13 protein-coding genes are annotated in these 20,675 nt (G+C 71.8%); 4 read left to right on the top strand and 9 right to left on the bottom strand.

Annotated elements, in window-relative coordinates; all coding sequences use genetic code 11:
- Positions 1-69: 69 nt before the first annotated feature.
- The 8 genes from NQ152_RS15435 to NQ152_RS15400 form a co-directional block, all read right to left on the bottom strand.
- Positions 70-1,974 (bottom strand): multicopper oxidase family protein, encoded by a 1,905-nt coding sequence (locus NQ152_RS15435; RefSeq protein ID WP_257524618.1) that lies wholly within the window; start codon positions 1,972-1,974, stop codon positions 70-72.
- Positions 1,971-2,441, bottom strand: a complete 471-nt coding sequence (locus NQ152_RS15430; protein WP_257500835.1) for a DUF6220 domain-containing protein — start codon at positions 2,439-2,441, stop codon at positions 1,971-1,973. The genes NQ152_RS15435 and NQ152_RS15430 overlap by 4 nt, the downstream gene beginning before the upstream one ends.
- A gap of 298 nt (positions 2,442-2,739) precedes the next feature.
- On the bottom strand, positions 2,740-3,663 hold the full coding sequence (locus NQ152_RS15425; protein ID WP_308209164.1) for an LLM class flavin-dependent oxidoreductase: 924 nt from the start codon (positions 3,661-3,663) through the stop codon (positions 2,740-2,742).
- Positions 3,664-3,729: 66 nt separating this feature from the next.
- Entirely contained in the window at positions 3,730-4,320 is a 591-nt protein-coding gene (locus NQ152_RS15420; RefSeq protein ID WP_257500836.1) for a DNA-3-methyladenine glycosylase I, read from the bottom strand.
- A 41-nt stretch (positions 4,321-4,361) separates the two neighbouring features.
- The gene (locus NQ152_RS15415) at positions 4,362-6,467 is read right to left on the bottom strand and encodes an acyl-CoA dehydrogenase (protein ID WP_257500837.1); all 2,106 of its coding nucleotides are present in this window, start codon (positions 6,465-6,467) and stop codon (positions 4,362-4,364) included.
- Between the two features lie 185 nt (positions 6,468-6,652).
- Positions 6,653-8,326, bottom strand: a complete 1,674-nt coding sequence (locus NQ152_RS15410) for a formate--tetrahydrofolate ligase (RefSeq protein ID WP_257524617.1) — start codon at positions 8,324-8,326, stop codon at positions 6,653-6,655.
- Between the two features lie 67 nt (positions 8,327-8,393).
- Positions 8,394-10,418, bottom strand: a complete 2,025-nt coding sequence (recQ, locus tag NQ152_RS15405; protein WP_257524616.1) for a DNA helicase RecQ — start codon at positions 10,416-10,418, stop codon at positions 8,394-8,396.
- A 75-nt stretch (positions 10,419-10,493) separates the two neighbouring features.
- Positions 10,494-13,007 carry an RNA helicase gene (locus NQ152_RS15400; RefSeq protein WP_257524615.1) on the bottom strand — a complete coding sequence of 838 codons (2,514 nt, stop codon included), beginning with the start codon at positions 13,005-13,007 and terminating at the stop codon, positions 10,494-10,496.
- 100 nt (positions 13,008-13,107) lie between these two features.
- Here NQ152_RS15400 and NQ152_RS15395 point away from each other — a divergent pair, with 100 nt between their 5' ends.
- Complete coding sequence (locus NQ152_RS15395) at positions 13,108-13,464, top strand: GNAT family N-acetyltransferase (RefSeq protein ID WP_257500845.1); 357 nt, start codon at positions 13,108-13,110, stop codon at positions 13,462-13,464.
- 31 nt (positions 13,465-13,495) lie between these two features.
- Here NQ152_RS15395 and NQ152_RS15390 read toward each other — a convergent pair whose 3' ends face one another.
- Positions 13,496-17,146 carry a S8 family serine peptidase gene (locus NQ152_RS15390; RefSeq protein ID WP_257524614.1) on the bottom strand — a complete coding sequence of 1,217 codons (3,651 nt, stop codon included), beginning with the start codon at positions 17,144-17,146 and terminating at the stop codon, positions 13,496-13,498.
- Between the two features lie 126 nt (positions 17,147-17,272).
- Here NQ152_RS15390 and NQ152_RS15385 point away from each other — a divergent pair, with 126 nt between their 5' ends.
- The 3 genes from NQ152_RS15385 (at position 17,273) to NQ152_RS15375 (ending at position 20,657) form a co-directional block, all read left to right on the top strand.
- A complete protein-coding gene (locus tag NQ152_RS15385; RefSeq protein WP_257524613.1) occupies positions 17,273-17,824 on the top strand; it encodes an ECF transporter S component in 552 nt (183 codons plus the stop codon).
- Between the two features lie 167 nt (positions 17,825-17,991).
- Positions 17,992-19,809, top strand: a complete 1,818-nt coding sequence (locus NQ152_RS15380; RefSeq protein ID WP_306816048.1) for an energy-coupling factor transporter ATPase — start codon at positions 17,992-17,994, stop codon at positions 19,807-19,809.
- Positions 19,806-20,657: an energy-coupling factor transporter transmembrane component T gene (locus NQ152_RS15375; protein ID WP_374113602.1), complete on the top strand. Its 852-nt coding sequence runs from the start codon at positions 19,806-19,808 to the stop codon at positions 20,655-20,657. The genes NQ152_RS15380 and NQ152_RS15375 overlap by 4 nt, the downstream gene beginning before the upstream one ends.
- Positions 20,658-20,675 lie beyond the last annotated feature (18 nt).

Below are 20,675 nucleotides of genomic sequence, written 5' to 3'. Positions count from 1 at the left end.
CGGTCACCGAGGACAGCCCGCTTCCTCGATTCTGCTCGCTCCCCGAAGCCCGCCCGCCGATCCTGTCCCTCACTCCGCGTCGTTGCCGGGCGTGCCGCCGTGCTCGAAGGGCGACACGACGCCCCGGTAGGCGAGATGGGTCACCATCCCCAGCGCCGCGTGCTCCAGGTTGTGGCAGTGGTCCATCCAGATGCCCGGGTTGTCGGCGACCAGCGCCACCCGCCACACCTGACCGGGGCCGACATCGAACGAATCCAGCCACAGCGGCGCCGCGGGCGCGCGTCCATCGACCTCCAGAACGAGCACGCGGTGCCCATGCGGGTGCATGGGATGAACTTCGAGCCCGCGGTTCACGATGGTCACCTCGACGGTGTCGCCCTCACTCACGACGGTCGGTGCGATGTGCGGGTAGACCCGCCCGTCGACGGTGTACGCGTAGGCCGGTCCGTCCATCGTGACGCGCGGCAGCCGGTCCAGCACCATGGTCCGGCGCACATCGAACGGCTCCGCCGCCCAGGCGGGCAGCTCGCCGCGACCGTACGCCACCGGGTCGAAGGCGGGTCCGGCCGCGGCGGCCTCCGGAGGATCCTGTCCCGCCCGAGACACCAGCGCGACCGCGGCGGAGCGCGAAGCGGCATCCGTGACCCGCACCCCGGTGTCCGGCATCGAGAAGCCCACGTCGTACCGGCCGCCGGCGGGGATCCGGAGCGTGACGTCGTCGAGGTCCCCGGGTTCGGACAGGTCCGTCCCGTCGATCGCCAGCACCCGCAGCGGCGTGCCCGTCACGGTGACGACGTGCGTGAGCTGGTCGGTGTTGATCAGGCGCAGCCGCACGTCGGTGCCCGGCGCCACGGTGCGCAGCATCCGCTGGTCGGTCTGTCCTATCACCAGCCGCCCCGCGAAGGTGTGCAGCGGGATCGTCACGTCCACGCCGGACCGCTCCGCTCCGGCGGGATGGACCACCAGCGTGCCGTACAGACCGCGCACCACCCCCACCGAGGATTTCTGATGCGTGTGGTACCAGTAGGTGCCCGGCTGCGTCGCCGTGAAGCGGTAGGTGAAGCTGTCCCCGGGGGCGACGGAGTCCTGCGTGACCCCGGCGACGCCGTCCTCCCCGTTGGCGACGGGGTAGCCGTGCCAGTGGACGGTGACGCCCTCGGCGATGTCGCGGTTCTCCAGCGTCACCTCGACCAGGTCGCCGACGGTGGCCTCGAGCGCGGGGCCGCCCAGATCGCCGTACGTCCAGGCGGTCAGCTCCGCCCCGGACGGCAGGTGGATCCGGCTCTGCTGAGCTTGCAGGGTGACGGCCACGTCGGGTTCGCGGGCCGATCCTTCGCGCAGTTCCATGACCGAGACGGTCGGCCCGCCCCCGGGGATGCCCTGTGCGACCCCGCTGTCATGCCCGTGCGCGGCCGAGAGCGGACCCGGCGCAGCGTCCGCGGCCAGGGCCAGGCCGGTCGCGATCACGACGACGGCCCCCGCGACCGCAGCGACCGTTCCGAGCGGGCGCCGGGCGCGCGTCTTCGCGAGGACGAGCGCCGCGATGGCGGTGGCGCCGACGACCGCGACGAGGACCGCGGCGACGCTCCACACCGACAGGGGTGCACCGAGGACGAAGGGGACGAACACGCCGGCGGCGGCCGCGAAGACACCCGCCCATGCGGCCACGCGGGTCGAGGTGGAAGCCGGACGCCCGGCCCGCAGATCCTGGGCGGCGCTGACCCCGAACCACACCAGCGCGGCCACGGACAGCGGAGCCGAGGTCAGCACGCGGTCCGCGGCGAACTCCCAGTGCCGAGCCCACAGCAGGCCCACCATCGCGGAAGCGGCCAGCGTCGCGACGGCGGCCAGCGCGACCACACCCCACCACGACACGCGGCGCACCGGCGCAGCGGAGGTGGCAACCGCGCCCCAGCCCACCGCGCCGGCCAGGCCGAGTGCCAGCGCGATGAGCTGGGTCGCGGTTGCGGTCACGTCAGGTTCGCGGTGGCGGCGTCCGGGCGGTCGGCATCCGTGGCCGCGGCGGGTGCGGAGCGCCACGCGAGGACCCACGCACGCCGGGCGATGATGCCGGTCACGGCCAGGATCGCGACGCCGTTGAGCGCGTGCAGGCTCACCGTGAGGGTCGCGGCCAGCGGGATCTCCGCGGACTCCGGACCGACGTTGAAGATGGCCCCGGTGATGATGAAGATGATGGTCTGCAGTGCCAGCAGCAGGATGGCGATCACCGTAAGCCAGATCGTCCGCTTGCCCGCGCGGGCAAGCGCCGCCGTGAGCAGCGAGAGGATGAACAGCACCGGCAGGACGATGCGGCCGGTGGTGCCGTGGATGCCGAACAGGCCCTCGTCGGGGACGCTGAAGACCCCCATGCCGGCGAAGTAGAACTGCAGGACGACGGCGGCGACCGTGAGGATGCTGACGATCGAGAACACCTTGCGCACAGGAGACCCCCTTGGATCCGTGATCAGGACGACGGCGCGAACGCGCCGACGGATTCAGGAGCGCGGCACGCCGCCCCCTGATACATCGCGGTCGCCGCGGTGTGCGGCGGCCGTCCCGGAGCGGCGGGAGCACGACGACCGTGCTCCCGAGAGATTCCCCATGGCCCCCCCAGGCGTCAAGCAGGACGGAGTACGACGCGTCCGTGCTGTCGGCGACAGTGTGCCAGCCGATCACCCGATTTGACAAGACCCCCGGTCAGCGGATCAATCGTGCGCAGCGACCGTTGCGCGTGCGGTGTCAGGCAGACATCGCCGGCCCGTCGTGTGCCGCGGGCAGCGCCGGGGCTTCGGCGATGCCGCGCGCCGCGCGCTCGCGGGCCACGAGCTCGCGGACGAGGGGGGCGACGTCGTGCCCGAGCACCTGGAGCGTGCGGGGATCGTCCCCGGCGGCGATGAAGGTGCCGATGCCGTCCTCCAGCGCCAGGCCGGCGAGCTGCTCGGCCCACGCGGCGGGCTCGGCGGGTCCGGTTCCGACGTTCAGCAGCCGCCGGATCGCCCGCGGGTCGCGGCCCGCGGATTCTGCGGCCGCATCGATCGCCGCATTGCCGCGGCCGAGGCCGCCGGGCTTGAGATACCCGAGGGAGGGAACCCATCCGTCCCCCTTCCGGCCCGTCAGCGCCAGCATCCTCCGCTTGTACGCGCCGATCCAGATGGGGATGTCGTGTGCGGGGCGCGGACCGCGCTTGGCCCCGGTGACCCGGTGATACCGGCCGTCCGAGAAGGCGCCCCGCTTCTGGTCGGTGTCCCAGAGCAGCCGGATGACGTCGATCGCCTCCTCCAGAGCGGTCACTGCCTGCCCCGGGGTGAGCCGCGTGCCACCCATGGCGACGATCGCGTCCCAGAAGCCGCCGGCACCGAGCGCCAGATCGAAACGGCCGGCCGAGAGGAGATCGAGGCTCGCCGCGGAGCGCGCGATGACGGCCGGGAGCCGCAGCGGGACGTTCAGGACGTTCGGCGCGATCCGGATGCGCTCAGTCCGCGCGGCCACGAACGTCAGCAGCGTCCAGGTGTCCAGGAATGCCGGCTGATACGGGTGGTCCTGGAACGTCGCAAGATCCAGTCCCGCGGATTCGGCGACCCGGGCCAAGGCCACCGGCGTCTCGGGGTTCGCCGCCGCCGGGGTGATGAACGCTCCGAACTCGAGCGGGTGTCCGTAGTCCACGTCAGCCTCCGCTGTGGAGAACCGGCATCAATCGACGCCTATTCCAGCGCATGCACCGCGATCCGCTCAGGTCGCGCGCCAGCAGCCCTCCACGTGGTCATCGACCATCCCCGCCGATTGCATCAGCGCGTACATCGTCGTGGGCCCGACGAACCGGAAGCCGCGCGCGCGCAGCGCCTTGCTCATCGCGGTCGACTCCGGCGTGACCGCCGGCACCTCGGCGAAGGCCCGGGGCCGGGCACGACCGGGCGGGGGCGCGAACGACCACAGCAGCGCATCCAGCTCACCGCCGCTCATCTCCCGCACGAGACGGGCGTTGGCGATCGTCGCTTCGATCTTCGCTCGATTCCGGATGATGCCCGGGTCTGCCATGAGCCGCGCGATGTCGGCGTCGTCGAACGCCGCGACGGCCGCCGGCTCGAATCCGGCGAACACATCGCGGAAGCGGGGGCGCTTGCGCAGGATCGTGATCCACGACAGGCCCGCCTGGAAGCCCTCCAGACTCATCTTCTCGAAGAGCGCTCGGTCGCCGTGCAGCGGAACGCCCCACTCCTGGTCGTGGTACCGGCGGTATTCGCCGTCGTCCCCGGCCCAGGCGCAGCGGGACACGCCGTCCTGGCCGATCCGGATGTCCGGGCTCGGGATGCCGCTGCTCATCCCGTCAGGATAGGCCGCCGTCACCGGCACGGTGCGTGCGGCTACTTCTTGTTCGCGAGCTTCTCCGAGATCGGGGCTCGGCCGGACGCGGCGAGGTCGCGGTAGTACGCCCGTGCCTCGTCCTGGCGGTCCTGCTCGGCACCCGATGCGATCGGGGCGCGCAGGTGCTCGGGCTCGTATCCGAACGCGTCGACCAGGTCCTGCGCGTGCGGACGCAGCCGCAGGCACAGTCGGTCGATGTACTGCGCCACCGCACCGGCACGCTGCGAGGACAGGCGCCCGTTGATCAGGTACCACGCCAGGTGCTTCTCGATCAGTCCGAGCCCGAACAGGTCCCGCAGCCACACCAGGACCCGCCGCGTGCCCTCATCGTCGACCCGGTCCACAGCATCCGTGAACGCCTCCCACTGCAGCAGCTCGGCATGGGCGCGGGCGGCCTCGATCAGCTCGGACTGGTTCGCGTTGAACAGCGCGGCCGCTTCGGCCGGGGGCAGGCTGGATGCCGGACGCAGGCGCGTCGCGACATCCGTGACCATGCGCTGGACACGACCGGCCAGCAGCTCGTGCTGCTGATCGGCGCGCAGGCCGTGCTCGATGGAGCGCGCGGTGGAGCCGAAGTCGCTCACGGTCTGGCCCAGCTGGCGCAGACCGGCGCCGTGGAACAGCTTGCCGGCGGTCTGGCCGACCGCATACGCGGCGAGCGCCTTGGCGTCCTTGCCCTTGAACTGCTTGCCGAAGTCGCTCAGCAGCCGCTTGCCCACCAGTTGCAGCAGCACGTTGTTGTCGCCCTCGAACGTGGCGTAGATGTCCAGGTCGGCGCGCAGGCCGGTGAGCCGGTTCTCGAACAGGTACCCGGCGCCGCCGCACGCCTCGCGGGCCTCCTGCAGCGTGTCCAGGGCGTGCCAGGTTGACAGCGGCTTCAAGGCCGCCGCCAGGGTCTCGAGGTCCTGGCGATCGGCGTCCGTGTCGGTCGCTCCGCCCATGACCGAGTCGAACTTCTGCAGGAACTCGTCGTGCACGAAGATCGACGCGTACGTCGTCGCCAGGCGGGGCAGCAGGCGGCGCTGGTGCTTGCCGTAGTCCAGGAGGACGACCTCGTCGGTGCCGGTTCCGGAATCGAACTGCCGGCGCTGATTGGCGTAGGTGACCGCGATGTCCAGCGCGATCGCCGAGGCCCACGCCGCCGAACCGTCCAGCGACACCCGACCCTGCACCAGGGTTCCGAGCATCGTGAAGAACCGGCGACCGGGGCTGGAGATGTGGCTCGTGTACGTGCCGTCGGCTGCCACGTCGCCGTACTTGTTCAGCAGGTTGGTGCGGGGCACGCGGACCTGGTCGAAGTGCAGGCGTCCGTTGTCGATCCCGTTCAGCCCGCCCTTCAGCCCGTCGTCCTCGCCGCCGATCCCCGGCAGGAAGTCGCCGTTCTCGTCGCGGAGCGGAACGTAGAAGCAGTGCACGCCGTGATTGACGCCGCCGGTGATCAGCTGCGCGAAGACGGTGGCCGCCACGCCGTGCAGGGCCGCGTTGCCGAGGTAGTCCTTCCACGCGCCCCGGAACGGGGTGTGGAGCACGAACTCCTCGGAGTCCGGGTCGTAGGTGGCGGTGGTGCCGACGGATGCGACATCCGAGCCGTGACCGGTCTCGGTCATCGCGAACGCGCCGGGGATGTCCATGTTCATGATGCCCGGCAGCCACTTGTCGTGATGCTCCTTGGTGCCCAGCTGGAGCACGGCCGAGCCGAACAGCCCCCACTGGACGCCGGACTTGATCTGCAGGCTGGGGTCGGCCGCGACCAGTTCCGCGAAGCCGGCGATGTTCGCGCCGTTGTTCTCCGCGCCGCCGTACTCCTTCGGGAAGGCGCGGTGGACGCCCTTGTGCTCGACGAGCAGGTGCATCTGGCTCAGCACCCGCTCGCGGTGCTCGGCCATCGTGAGCCCGTCCACGCGCCAGAACGCCGGGTCCTTGATCATCTCGCGTGCCTCACGGCGGGTCTCAGCCCACGTACCCAGGAGCATGTCGGTCACCTGAGCGACATCGATGCGGGCCTCGGATGCCTCGGCTGCCGTGTGCGCGGCGGTGGGCGCCCCGCCCGCGGGGGTGCGCATGTTCGTGGCGGGCTTGCGGGAACGGACGGCGGCGTCGGCCATTGCGTCACCTTTCGGTGTGATCGGGAGTCGTCCCGACCGTAGGACTCCTCCAAGTCGCAGCAAACTCCGTTGGACCATCTGCACAAGCCCGGGGGCGGTGGCCGACCCGGGTCATTGTGCCCTCCCGACAGCGGCGGCGCACCGGGTCCGACGCGGCGGGTGCGGGTCCCGCCGGTATCACCGCGTCAGAACAGTCCGACGATCCGTCCGTCCTCATCGACGTCGATGGTCATCGCGGCGGGGACCGTCGGCAGCCCCGGCATCGTCATGATGTCTCCGCAGACCATCACCACGAAGCGTGCGCCCGCCGCCAGCCGCACCTCGCGCACGTCGACCGCGTGCCCGGTGGGCGCGCCGCGCAGCTTCGCGTCGGTGGAGAACGAGTACTGCGTCTTGGCGACGCACACCGGGTACCGGCCGTACCCGTCCTCTTCGAGGCGCCGGATCTGCGCCCGCACCGCGGTGCTGGCGGTGATCTCCGAGGCTCCGTAGATCCGCGTGGCGATGGCCTGCATCTTCTCCCACAGCGACGCGTCGTCGGGGTAGGTGAAACCCAGCTCCGACGGTTCGGCGCACAGGCGGACGACCTCCCGGGCCAGCTGTTCGGCGCCCGCGCCGCCCTCGGCGAAGTGCGTGGCCACGACGGCCACCGCCCCCAGCCGTTCGACGGCCGCCACCAGCGCATCGACCTCGGCATTCGTGTCCTCGGCGCGATGATTGATGGCCACCACGGCGGGCAGACCGAACGTCTCCCGGACGGTCTGCAGGTGCCGGGCGAGGTTCACGGTGCCCCGCTCGAGCGCCGCGACGTCCTCGGTCGCCAGATCTGCGACCTCCACCCCGCCGTGGAACTTCATCGCCCTGACAGTCGCGACGATCACGGCCGCTGCCGGGCGCAGCCCGCTCGTGCGGCACAGGATGTCGACGAACTTCTCGGCCCCGAGGTCCGCGCCGAACCCCGCCTCGGTGACCACGTAGTCGGCCAGATGCAGGGCAGAGCTGGTCGCCAGGTACGAGTTGCAGCCGTGCGCGATGTTGGCGAACGGGCCACCGTGGACGAAGGCGGGGGTGTTCTCCAGGGTCTGGACCAGATTGGGGGCGAGCGCGTCGCGCAGCACCGCGGTCATCGCGCCGTGCGCGCCCAGTTCGCGGGCATGCACCGCTCGACGATCGCGCGTGTAGCCGACCACGATGTCCCCGAGTCGTTCGCGGAGGTCTCGCAGGTCGGTCGCGAGGCAGAAGATCGCCATCACCTCGGAGGCCACGACGATGTCGAAGCCGGACTCGCGGGGGTAGCCGTTGCCCGGCCCGCCCAGTCCGATGACCACGTCGCGCAGCGCGCGGTCGCTGATGTCCAGGACACGCCGCCAGGTGACCCGGCGCACGTCGATGTCCAGGGCGTTGCCGTGGTGGATGTGGTTGTCGATCATCGCCGCCAGCAGGTTGGTCGCCACCGCGATCGCGGAGAAGTCGCCGGTGAAGTGCAGATTGATGTCCTCCATCGGCACCACCTGGGCGTATCCGCCGCCCGCCGCACCGCCTTTCATGCCGAAGACCGGCCCGAGCGCGGGCTCGCGCAGGCAGATCATGGCGCGCTCGCCGATCCGGGTCAGCGCGTCGCCCAGTCCGACGGTCGTGGTCGTCTTGCCTTCGCCTGCGGGCGTGGGCGAGACCGCGGTGACCAGCACGAGCTTGCCCTGCGGGCGCTCGCGGATCGCGGCGAGATACTCCAGCGCCACCTTGGCCTTGTAGCGGCCGTAGGGCTCCAGACTCTCATCCGGGATGCCCAGCCGCGCGGCGACCTCACCGATCGGAATCATGCGCGCCGCTTGCGCGATGTCGATGTTGCTCAGGCTCATCGTCGAACCTCCCCCAGGGGCCGTGCCGGCCCGAGACCGCGGACCTTCGTCGGTCCTCGCGGTCAGCCTACGGTGCGACGCCCGCGATCACCGCGAGGACCGCGCTGCCGTATGCCTCGCGCTTCTTCGCGCCGATGCCGGTGATGCCATCCAGATCCGAGAGTGTGGCCGGACGCTGCTCGGCCAGGGCACGCAGCGTGGCGTCGCCGAAGACGGTGTATGCCGGCATCCCCTGTTCCTTCGCGACCCCGGCCCGCCACTCGCGCAGCGACTCGAACAGCGGTCGGTCCCCGGCCTCCAGCGCGTCCGCGGCCGCGGCCTTGCGCGCCCGCGGCGCACCGCCGCCGGTGCGGCCGAGCACATCGCGGCGCAGCGGCACCGGGGTCTCCCCACGCAGCACCGACCCGGCCGGTTCGCCCAGCGCGAGGGTGCCGTACTCGCCCTTCGGGACGAGGATGCCGCCGGCCAGAAGCTGGCGGATCACGCTGCGCCAGTCCTGATCGGTGAGATCGGCGCCGAGCCCGTAGGTGGAGAGCGCGTCGTGGCCCTGCTGGCGGATGCGGTCGGTCGCGGCCCCCCGCAGGATGTCCACGAGGTGCCCCGCACCGAAGGCCTGGCCGCGTTCGCGCTGCAGTCGCACGATCGTGGACAGCAGCTTCTGCGCGGGCACGAGCCCGTCCCACGTGTCTGGTGCCTCCAGGCAGGTGTCGCAGTTGCCGCAGGCCCCGGATGCCTCGCCGAAGTAGCCCAGAAGGTTCTGCCGACGGCATCCCACCGTCTCGCACAGCGCGAGCATCGCATCCAGGTGCTGCCCGAGGCGCATCTTGTACGAGCGCTCCCCCGGCGACTGGTCGATCATCCGCCGCTGCTGGACCACGTCGCCCAGGCCGTACGCCATCCAGGCGACCGCGGGCTCGCCGTCGCGACCGGCGCGACCGGTCTCCTGGTAGTAGCCCTCGACGGATTTGGGCAGATCGATGTGCGCGACGAAGCGCACGTCGGGCTTGTCGATGCCCATGCCGAAGGCGATCGTGGCGACCATCACGACGCCGTCCTCGCGCAGGAACCGCGACTGGTGGGCGGCACGGATCGACGAGTCCAGCCCCGCGTGGTACGCCAGCGCGTCGATGCCCTGCGTGCGCAGGTACTCGGCGGTCTGGTCCACGCTCTTGCGGCTCAGGGCGTACACGATGCCGGCGGAGCGCTCCGGCTGGGAGCGGATGAAGGCCAGCAGCTGCTTGCGCGGCTCGACCTTGGGGTCGATGCGGTACTGGATGTTGGGCCGGTCGAAGCTCGCCACGAAGTGCTGCGCGTCGTTCAGGCGCAGTCGCTGGGTGATCTCGCGGTGTGTCGCGTCGGTCGCGGTCGCCGTCAGCGCGACGCGGGGCACGCCGGGGAACTGGTCCCCGAGGTCGCCGAGCGTGAGGTAGTCCGGGCGGAAATCGTGCCCCCACTGCGACACGCAGTGCGCCTCGTCGATCGCGATGACGCTGAGCGTGCCGCGCTGCAGCAGCGACCGGGTCGATGCGTTGGAGAGCCGCTCGGGGGCGACGTAGATCAGGTCCAGCTCGCCGGCGAGGTAGGCCCGCTCGACCGCCGCGCGCTGCGGCGCCGCCTGGGTGCTGTTCAGGTACGCGGCGCGCACGCCGTTGGCGACCAGCGCGTCCACCTGGTCGTGCATGAGGGCGATGAGCGGGCTCACCACGAGCCCGGTGCCGGGCCGCACGAGAGCGGGGATCTGGTAGATCAGGCTCTTGCCGCCACCCGTGGGCATGAGGACGACAGCATCCCCACCCTGCACGATCTGGTCGATCGCGGCAGCCTGATTGCCGCGGAAAGCCTCGTAGCCGAAGACCGTGTGCAGCGCTTCGGCCGCGGTGGCGTAGCGGGCCGGAGCGGCGGCGGGCACCAACGGCGGCGCGGATGCCCCGGCCCGCCCACCGGACAGCCGGCGGTCGTCCGGCGGCGGGGCCCAGGAGTCCTCCGCGGGCGGGGCCCAGGAATCGTCGGGGGCAGGGAAGTCCTCGGGAGGCGCCTCGTCGTCGGTCGCCCACACCGCATCGGCATACGGGTCGGCGGACGGAGTGCTCATCGGCTCAAGGGTAGCCCGGGCAGCTGACAGCCCCGACCTCCTCCGCCGGCAGAGGCGCGGGCAGAGGGATCGCGGTCAGAGGCGCAGCACCTCGGTGATGCGCACGACCGCGGCGCCCTGTTCCTCGGACGCGGCCAGGTCCACCTCGCCGCGGATGCGCCAGTCGTGGTCCCCGGCCGGGTCATCGATCGTCTGCTCCACCTTCCAGACGCCGGATGCCGCGGCATCCGTCTCATCGACGGTGACCAGTCGCGGCGCGCGCGCCGCTCCACCGGTGAGGATCTCGTCGTGCTCGTCGAAGTACGCGTCCAGGGCCGCCGACCAGTCCACGTCCGGATCCAGCTCGGCCAGCTCGTCGTCGCGCTGCAGGGCGGCCAGGCGCACCCGGCGGAACAGCTCGTTGCGCACCAGCACGAGGAACGCCCGGCGGTTCGTCAGCACCGACGGCGGGGCGGGCGGCACGACCGGCGCGGTCGGGTCGGTCATCACCGGGTTGATCAGGCTCTCCCACTCGTCCACCAGGCTCGAGTCGACCTGGCGGACCAGCTCACCGAGCCACGCGATGATGTCCAGCAGCTCCGGCGTCTGCGCATCGGTCGGAACAGTCTGGCGGATCGCCCGGTACGCATCGCTGAGGTAGCGCAGCACGAGCCCTTCGCTGCGGGCGAGCGAGTACACCTGGATCAGCTCCGCGAACGACAGTGCCCGTTCGAACATGTCCCGCACGACCGACTTGGGCGACAGCTCGAAATCGCGCACCCAGGGCTGGCTCGAGGCGAACACCTCGAACGCCTGCGCGAGCAGCGCTTCGAGCGGCTTCGGATATGTGATCTCCTCGAGCAGCTCCATCCGCTCGTCGTACTCGATCCCCTCGCGCTTCATCGCCGCAACCGCCTCGCCGCGCGCCAGGAACTGCTGCTGCGAGAGGACGGGCCGCGGGTCATCCAGAGTGGCCTCGATGACGCTGACCACGTCGAGCGCATAGTGCCCGGTGCCGGCGGCATCCGGCGCGTCCCCCGGATCCAGCAGCCCGATGGCGGCGAGCGCGAACGGGGACAGCGGCTGGTTGAGTGCGAAGTTCGGCTGCAGGTCGACGGTGAGTCGGATGCGGCCGTCCGGGTCGGCGACGACCACCTGCGCGGCGACCAGGGTGCGGAAGATCCCCAGCGCGCGGCGCGCCAGTTCGTACTTGCGCACCCGGGGCTCGTGATTGTCGAACACCAGGGAGCGCACGTTGGCGAACACGTCGCCGCCGCGCGCGATCACGTTGATGAGCATGGCGGCGGTGAGCTGAAGGTGCGGCTCCAGCGGCTCCGGCTCCGCGGCGACGAGTCTCTCGAACGAGGCCTCGCCCCAGTTCACGAATCCCTGCGGCGCCTTCTTGCGCACGATCTTGCGGACCTTCTTCGGGTCATCCCCCGCTTTGGCGACCGCGGTGGAGTTCTCGATCTCGTGCTCGGGTGCCATCACCACGACCGTCCCGGCCGTGTCGTATCCGGCGCGACCGGCCCGGCCGGCGATCTGATGGAACTCGCGGGCGCTGAGCTGCCGCATCCGCTGCCCGTCGAACTTCGCGAGCGCGGTGATCAGCACCGTGCGGATCGGCACGTTGATGCCGACGCCGAGGGTGTCGGTGCCGCAGATGACGCGCAGCAGCCCGCGTTGCGCGAGCGTCTCGACCAGTCGCCGGTAACGCGGCAGCATGCCCGCGTGATGGACCCCGATGCCCGCCCGGACGTAGCGGGACAGCGTGCGTCCGAAGGCGGTCGTGAAGCGGAAGCCGCCGATCGCCTCCGCGATGGCGTCCCGCTGCTCGCGGCTGACGATGCGCACGCTGGAGAGCGCCTGGGCGCGCTCCATCGCCGCGGCCTGCGAGAAGTGGACGATGTAGATCGGAGCCTGGCCGGTCTCGAGCAGTTCCTCCACCGTCTCGTGCACGGGGGTCCGCGCGTAGGAGAAGTGCAGCGGCACCGGCCGCTCGACGCCGGTGATGACGGCGGTCTCGCGACGCGTGCGTCGGGTCAGGTCGTCGGCGATGCCGGTCACATCGCCCAGGGTCGCCGACATCAACACGAACTGCGCGCGCGGAAGCAGCAGCAGGGGCACCTGCCACGCCCAGCCGCGGTCCGGGTCGCCGTAGTAGTGGAACTCGTCCATCACGACCTGGTCGACGTTCGCGTCCGCGCCCTGGCGCAGCGCGAGGTTCGCGAGGATCTCGGCCGTGCAGCAGATGATGGGCGCGTCGGCGTTGACCGACGAGTCCCCGGTGACCATGCCGACGCTCTCGGCACCGAAGATGTCCACCAGCGCGAAGAACTTCTCACTGACGAGCGCCTTGATCGGCGCGGTGTAGTAGGTGCGCCCGCCGCGTGCCAGGCAGGCGGCGTGGGCGGCCACCGCGACGAGGGACTTGCCGGTGCCGGTCGGCGTGGACAGGATGACGTTGGCCCCGGAGACGATCTCGATCGCCGCCTCGTCCTGCGCCGGGTACAGCGCCAGCCCCTGGGCGGCGGCCCATCCGACGAACGCCTCGTACACCGCGTCGGGGTCGGCCCCGACCGGGATGCTGTCGCGCAGGGAAGCCGGCATCCCTCGAGTCTGACAGGCCGCGGCGTGCGATCCGCCGGAATGCCCTGCCGAGCCGTGCGTTGCACCCACGGACACACCGATGCAGGACGAAGGGACGGACATGACCACGAATCCCGCCACTGGCGCCGAGACGACCCCCACCGCGGATGCGGAGCCGCGCGTCCAGCGCAATGACCAGGACAGCCGGTACGAGATCTGGCTCGGCGACGTGCTCGGAGGATTCGCGGAGTTCGCGCCCGATTCCCGCGGCCGGATGGAGTTCCTGCACACCGAGGTCGATCCCTCCCTGGAGGGGCGGGGGCTCGGGGGATTGCTGGTCGGAGAGGCGATGACCGATGTCGCCGGTCGCGGCGAGACGGTCGTTCCGCGCTGCCCCTTCGTGATGCGCTACCTGCGAGGCAACGACGTCCCGGGGCTGCAGGTGGACTGGCCGGAAGCGCGCGGCGCAGCGCAGTGATGCGGCGGGGCGCCCTCCGGGTGTCCCCCGCTCAGCGCACCACGACGAACCCGGAGACGCCGGTCGCCCCCTCCACCTGAGCATTGCCGGCGTATTCGGCCACGACGACGTGGATGCCGGTGCGCTGCGCCGGAAGGGTGAAGGTGACGCGGCCCTCGGCGAGCGTGCCGGTGTACTCGGTCGCATCGACCCGGACGACCATGGAGCCCTCCGCCCGCGCGCCGAGCGCGGTCGTCACGTCCACGGTCACGGCGTACCCTTCCGCGGTCGTGCCGCGGTACGGGCGCATGGTGACCTCGACCGAGGAGCCGGCCTTCACGATCACCTCGTCGCTCACGGCCGTGCCGGCATTGACGTTGCTGGGCCGGGAGGCGGTCTCCTGGACGGACAGCGCGGCGCCGACATCGGCCGCGGTGACCCGGTACCGGGCGCCGTCCGCGTCGGGGATCGGCTGCCCGTTGCGCAGCCACCGGTGGGCGAGATCGACCGCGTCCGGTTCCCACGCGCCCGGCGACACGGTGAGCGTATCCCCGACGCGGGGATTGCCCACGATCGCGGGCGCCGTGCGCGTCTGCGGCGGGGGCATTCCTGCGTCGATCTCGACCACGGTCTGCGCATCGGTGTCGCCGTAGGTCACGGCTCCGAGATACCGGGTGCCGGGGAGCAGCCCCTGCCAGGACAGTGCGTAGCGGGCGGTGCGAGCGGCCCAGCCGGACAGCTCGTCCTGCGCAGCGGTCAGCGAGCGCGCGCCATCCGGGCGGACGACCGCCGCGGTCAGGTCCCACGTCATCGCCCCTGCAGCCTCGCGCACGTTCGCCACGACCAGGTAGGAGCCGGCGGCCGGGTGGGGGAGCGTGACCTCGTCCGCTGCCCCCACGGCCGGCGTCCAGCGCTCGTGATAGCGCGCGTCGGCGGGGCCGACGAGCCGGTACACGCTCAGGTGCAGGTCGCTGTCATCCGATCCGCGGAGCGCGAAGCGCGCGAGCGACGACCCCTCCGGCACCTGGACGACCCACCCCGCGTTCCCGTTCTCGTCACCGGAGTCCTGGTCCCCGGAATGACCGGGGACCGATCCGTCCGTGAGCAGCTCCACCGGCGCGAGGCCGACCACGTCGAGGGGGATCACGCCGTCGGCCTGCGCTTGCACGGTCACCTCGATGCTCCCGGCGATGCCCTCCGCCGAGACGACGGGCTCGGCATCCACGGCTGCCGGTCGGACGGCCAGCGGCGAGCGCACCGAGGTGCCGTCCTCGCCGCTCCACGTCAGGAACCCGGTCGCCCACACCTCGGCGGGGGCGAGCACATTGGCGATGGTGACGGCGAACTCCTTCGTCTCGCCCGCCCGCGCGAAGCTCAGCGCCGCAGGCTGCACCGTGACGTCGACGCCCGGGATGCTCGCCGCGGCCCGGTAGGTGCCTGGACGCGTGGCGGTCAGTGCGCGGGTGACCGTCTGCTCGCCGGCCAGGCCGCCGAGGGTGATCGACGGCAGGTTGATGTCCCGGCCCGCCCGCGCGGGCAGGTCGGAGCGGACCAGACCCCGCCCCTTCAGGTAGCCCGCCCACTGGGCAGGTCCACTCCGGTAGAGCAGCGCGGGATCGAGCAGACCGATGGCGTCGACCTGCCCCGCGCCCTGCGCGAACGGGTCAGTGTGCGCGGATCCGTCCGCATGCGCGGTGTCGCCGGCGGAGGTCATGATCGCGGACTTGATCTCATCGGGAGTGGCGCGGGGAAAGGCGCCCAGATACCGGGCCGCCGCCCCCGCCGTGTACCCCGCCGCCATCGAGGTGCCGGATGCGATGCTCCACGTGGGGTCCCCGTTGGCACTGTCGGCGGCCGCCCCCAGGATTCCCGCGCCGGGCGCCGCGGCATCCGGGGTGAGCACGTCGTGGTCCGTGGCCGACGGCCCCCGGCTGGAGAACCCCGCGATCTGCGGCGTCCCGGCATCGATCTGCGTCGCGTTCGCGCCGATCAGCGTCGCGGTGATGTCGGTGCCGCCTGCGAGCTCCTGCCGCAGCGCGGCACGGTCGCCGGCGTCGATGTGCACGGTCGGCACCGCGTGCGGCTCGCTGTCCAGCGAGTCCGGCGTCACGTTGGCGAGGATCATTCCGATGCCCCCGGCATCGGCCACCTCCTGCGACTTCTCCGTCCGCGGGTTCGTGCCCCGGTCGCAGATCACGATCGCCCCGGACACCACGGCCGGGTCCAGCGTCCCCGGATAGCAGAGGTTCGCGTCGGCCGCGTTCGCGAGCGCGGCATCGCCCGCGTACCGGACAAGGCCGGTGACCTCCGCACCGGCAGGCAGGGACATCGACACGCCGAGGGCCTGGAACCCGGTGGACAGCTGCACGGTCGCCTCGAACGTCGAGGTGGTGGATGCCGCGACCGTGGTGTACCACGGCGCACCGCGCCCCGCGGTGGTGGCTGCGCCCGGGCCGGCGTTGCCCGCGCTGGCCGCGACGAAGACGCCGGCGACCGCCGCGTTGTAGAGGGCGATGTCCTCGACGCCCCAGCCGCCCTCGGCCCGGCCGCCCTCGGCCGGGCCAGCCTCGGCCCGGCCGGGCTCGGCCCGACCGCCGACGGCATAGGCGATGACATCGACACCGTCGGCGACCGCCTGCTCGACGGCCGAGACCACATCGCTGCCGACGCAGACGTCATCGGCTGCCGCCAGCGGATCCCCGCCCGTGAAGCAGGCCTTGTAGGCGGCGATCTTCGCTGCCGGGGCCATTCCCGACAGCACGCCCAGGTCGATGTCCCCCGCCGACGCCTGCACCGCCGCGTTGCCGGCGGCGATACCGGCGACGTGGGAGCCGTGACCCTCCACGTCACGCGGCGAGAGGGTGTCGTGGTCGAAGGAGAATCCGGCGGCGAGCGCACCGGCGGAGAAATGCCGTGCGCCGATCAGCTTGGTCGAGTAGTCGGAGTCCGTCCATCCCGCGGCGCTGGAGCGTTCGCTGCGGAACTCGCGCCCGTCGGCCTTCGCGAAGACCACCGTGTCGCCGACGAGATGGGGCTCCGCCCCTTTGCCACTCCGCAGCCGGTCGCCCGCGAACGCGGGATTCTCCGGCGCGATCCCGGTGTCGATGACGCCGACGACGACGCCGGCTCCCGCCGCATCGCCGGGGTCGGGCGAATCGGCGTCGGGCGAGTCCGGGTCGGGCGAGTCCGGGTCGGGCGAGTCCGGGTCGGGCGAGTCCGGGTCGTCGTCCGGTGCCGGCTGACGCGGAGCGTCGGTGGCTGTCGTCGCGTCCGGGCGCAGGATCTCGTCTGGGTACACCGCCAGGACGCCCTCGGTGACCGCGACCCGCGCGGCCCGGGCGGGTGACATGATCACGCTGAACCCGTTCAGCGTGATCATGTACGTCGCGGCAGCCTGCACCCCCGCCTCGCTCGCGACGGCGGCTTGCCTCTCGGCCAGGAACGCGGCATACCTGCGCACCTCGGCCGAGTGCGGATCCAGCTTTTCGCCGTCGCGGGGCATGGTCGCCGCCAGACCAGGCTCGCCGCCTTCGTAGGTGGCGACCGGCGCCTCGTCGAGGACGACGATGTACGAGCCGGTCGGAGAATCGATCCGGACGGGGGCGATCGGTTCGTCCACCGGCGCGGCACCGAACGCGGGCGGGCCTGCCAGCAGGGTCCCGACCACGACGCACACCGTTGCGCACGTCGCCCACCGAACCATGGCGAACCCCCTCGACTGAGGCTCAGTTGCGGCGCATCGCTGCAACTGGGGACAACCTAACCCCAGGGCATGCGTGGGGAAAGGGGCGACGTGAGCGAGCGGAGCGGCCCGCACTACGCTGAGCGTGTGACCCCGGCATCCCGAATCTCGACGAGCGTCCTGCTCACCTGCGCCGCGATCGGCGTGGCCACCGGCGTGCTGTCCGCGGGCGCCGGTGCGATCAGCGGATTCGTCTCCGCCGGTGCGCCGATCCTGTACGGCCTGGTCCTGGCCATCCACGTCCTGCCGGGCGTGGTGGCGCAGGAACTGCTGCGCCGGCCGTGGGTCGCCCTCATCACGCACATGATCGCCGCTCTGGTCGCCAGTGCGGTCGTTCCGCTGTGGATCGGGCGCTACGTGGGCACGGCTCTGCTCATCGGCCTGCTGCAGGAGGGCATCGCCGCCCTCGGGCGGTACCGGCGGTGGGAGTCCTGGCGATTCTTCCTCTCCGCCGTCATCGTGGGTGTGCTCATCGCCGTGCCGATCTGGTTCGCGGCGGATGCCTCGCGGTTCGTGCTGTGGGGGCAGATCCTCTACATCGCGCTCTTCCTGCTCGGCCCCGTCCTGTGGACTGCCGTCGGGCTGGCGATCGGGGCGGCGCTGCGACGCGCCGGCGTCTCGCGCTCCACTCGCCGCTGACGGTCACGCGCTGGTAAGGGTCGGCTAAGTTAGGAAGCACTCAGCTACCTCTCCTGGGAAGACCCGTGACCGCAACCGAGCGAGAATCTTCCGCCGCGGCGCAGGCATCACGTCCCGGCGGCAGCACCGCTCCCGCGCGTTCCGCCGGGGCAGACCCGTCCGTTCCGCTGCTCAGAGTGCGCGATCTCGGCATCACCCACGTGGGAGAACAGACCCCCACGCCGGCATCGGTGAGCTTCGACATCGCCCCGGGCGAGGTCGTGCTCCTCCTCGGGCCGAGCGGCTCCGGAAAGTCCACGCTCACGCTGGCCCTGAACGGCCTGATCCCGCACGCCCTCCCCGCGGACGTACGCGGCACGCTGGAGGTCGCCGGTCTGGCGGCATCCGCCACGAGCGTTGCCGAGCTCAGCACGCACGTCGGCATGGTGTTCCAGGACCCCGACGCGCAGCTGGTGACCGGCACCGTGCTGGACGAGGTCGCGTTCGGACCGGAGAACCTCCGGATGCCGGTGCCCGACGTGCTCGCCCGCACCGAGGCGGCGCTGCGGCGGGTGGGGCTGTGGGCGCGCCGGGCGGACAACCCCGATCGCCTCTCCGGCGGCGGACGCCAGCGGCTGGCCATCGCCTGCGCCCTGGCGATGGGATCGCCGCTGCTGGTGCTGGACGAACCCACCGCCAACCTGGACCCGAGGGGCATCGAAGAGGTCTACGAAGCGCTGGCCGAGCTGATCGCGGCGGGGGACCACGCGATCCTCCTCGTTGAGCACAACCTCGACGCGGTGGTCGGCTTCGTCGACCGCGCAGTGGTGCTCGACCAGGAGGGAAGACTCGTCGCGGACGGGACGATCGATGCCGTGCTGCGCGAGCGCGCCGAGGAACTGCACGGGATGGGGGTGTGGCTGCCCACATCGGCGCTGGCGGCCCTGCGGCTGCGTCGCGCGGGCTACGTCCTGGATCCGTTGCCGCTGACTCCGGGAGAGCTGCACGCCGCCCTGGAGGCGGAGCCGGTGCGGCCCGCCGGGGACGACCCCGCACCGCGCGCGACCGTCGCCGAGCGTGACGCGACCGTGGTCGAGCCGCGCGCGACCGACCCGCGCGTCGACGCGCCGGCTCCGGCATCCGAGCATCCCGAGGATGCGGAGTCGAACACCCGCACCGGGCCGGCGGCGCCGCTGATCTCCGTCCGCGGGCTGACTGTCCGGCGCGGTCGCAGCGACGTGCTCTCCGGGGTGGACCTGGAGATCGCTGCGGGCGAGTTCGTCGCGGTGGTCGGGGCGAACGGCGCCGGAAAGACCAGCCTCATCCAGGCGCTTGCCGGCGTCATCCCGCCCCCGCGCGGGACCGTGCACGTCGACGGGATCGACATCGGCCGGGCCGACGCCCGCACCCTGTCCGCACGCGTGGGTTTCGTGTTCCAGAATCCCGAGCACCAGTTCATCGCGAACACCGTGTTCGACGAGATCGCCCACGGCCTGCGCCTGCGCCATCTGCCCGAGGACGAGGTCCGCATGCGCACCGATGCTCTTCTGGCTCGATTCGGTCTGACCGCGAAGGCGCAGACGCACCCGTTCCTCCTCTCCGGCGGCCAGAAGCGACGTCTCTCGGTCGGCACGGCGCTCGTCGCCGGCGCTCCCGTCCTCGCCCTGGACGAGCCGACGTTCGGTCAGGACCGCGCGCGCGCCGACGAGCTGCTCGGCCTCTTGCGGGAATTGAACCGCGACGGCACGACGATCCTCGTGGTCACTCACGACATGCAACTGGTCGCGGAGTACGCCGACCGCATGATCGTGCTCTCCGGCGGGCGCGTGCTCGCGCACGGCCCCACCGCCGAGGTGTTCGCCGACGCCGAGCTGATCGACCGCGCGGGACTGCGGCTCCCGCCGCTCGGGCGCGCGCTGCAAGGCCTGACCGGGCATCCCGAGCTCAACGGCATCGCACGGCTGTCCGATCTGCCCGGCGGCGTGGACACCGGGGGCATCGCGTGACGGCGACGGGCCCCCTCGTCGCGGCGCAGGCGCCGCACGCGACGCTCGACCCGTATGCGGATGCCGTCACCGCCGCACCGGTGCGGTTCCTGTACCGGCTGAACCCACTGGCCAAGCTCCTGGCGCCGGTACCGGCGATGGTCCTGCTCGTCTTCGTACGTGATGCCGCGATCCCGTTGGCATTCCTCGTGGTCTCGTACGCGCTGCTGCTGGTCGGGGTGAGGTTCACCCCGCGGCTCGTCGTCCTGCTCCTGCTCGCCCTGCCGCTCGGCGCGGTCGCGATCGGCTTCGGCTTCGCGCTGTGGACGGACCCCGCGCACGTGGATCACAGCGTGGTCCTCTGGCAGCTCGGGTCCTGGAAGCTGTACGGCGGCGCGCTGCTGATCGGCATGGCCACCGCGCTGCGCATCGCGGCGATCGTCGCCCTGACCCTGATCGCCGGGCTCAGCACGACCGGACCGGACCTCGTGCGTGCCTGCGTCCAGCAACTGCGGGTTCCCTACCGCATCGGGTATACGGCATTGGCCGCATTCCGTTTCGTGCCGCGGTTCGGCCACGAGCTGGATGTCATCCGCCAGGCGCACCGGGTGCGCGGCGCGCACCGCGGCCGAGGACCGCTCGCCGGGATCGCGCGCTGGAGCGGCTACCTCGTGCCCCTGCTGGCCGGCGCCATCCGCCATGCCGAGCGCGTGGCGCTGGCCATGGACGCGCGAGCCTTCGGCGCCTACCCCGACCGCACCGAACGCCACCTCGTCCCGTTCCGCGCGCGCGACGTCGTGTTCATCGTGCTGTTCCTGGCGGCCTCGGCGGCGATCGCCTGGATCTTCCTGCCGCCCCCCGGCCGGTAGCCCCACCCCCTCCGCCCC

The sequence above is a fragment of the Microbacterium sp. zg.B48 genome (assembly GCF_024623505.1).
Lineage (GTDB): Bacteria > Actinomycetota > Actinomycetes > Actinomycetales > Microbacteriaceae > Microbacterium.
The sequence above is the reverse complement of the archived record's forward strand: the minus strand, read 5'-3'. Positions and strand labels throughout refer to the sequence as shown.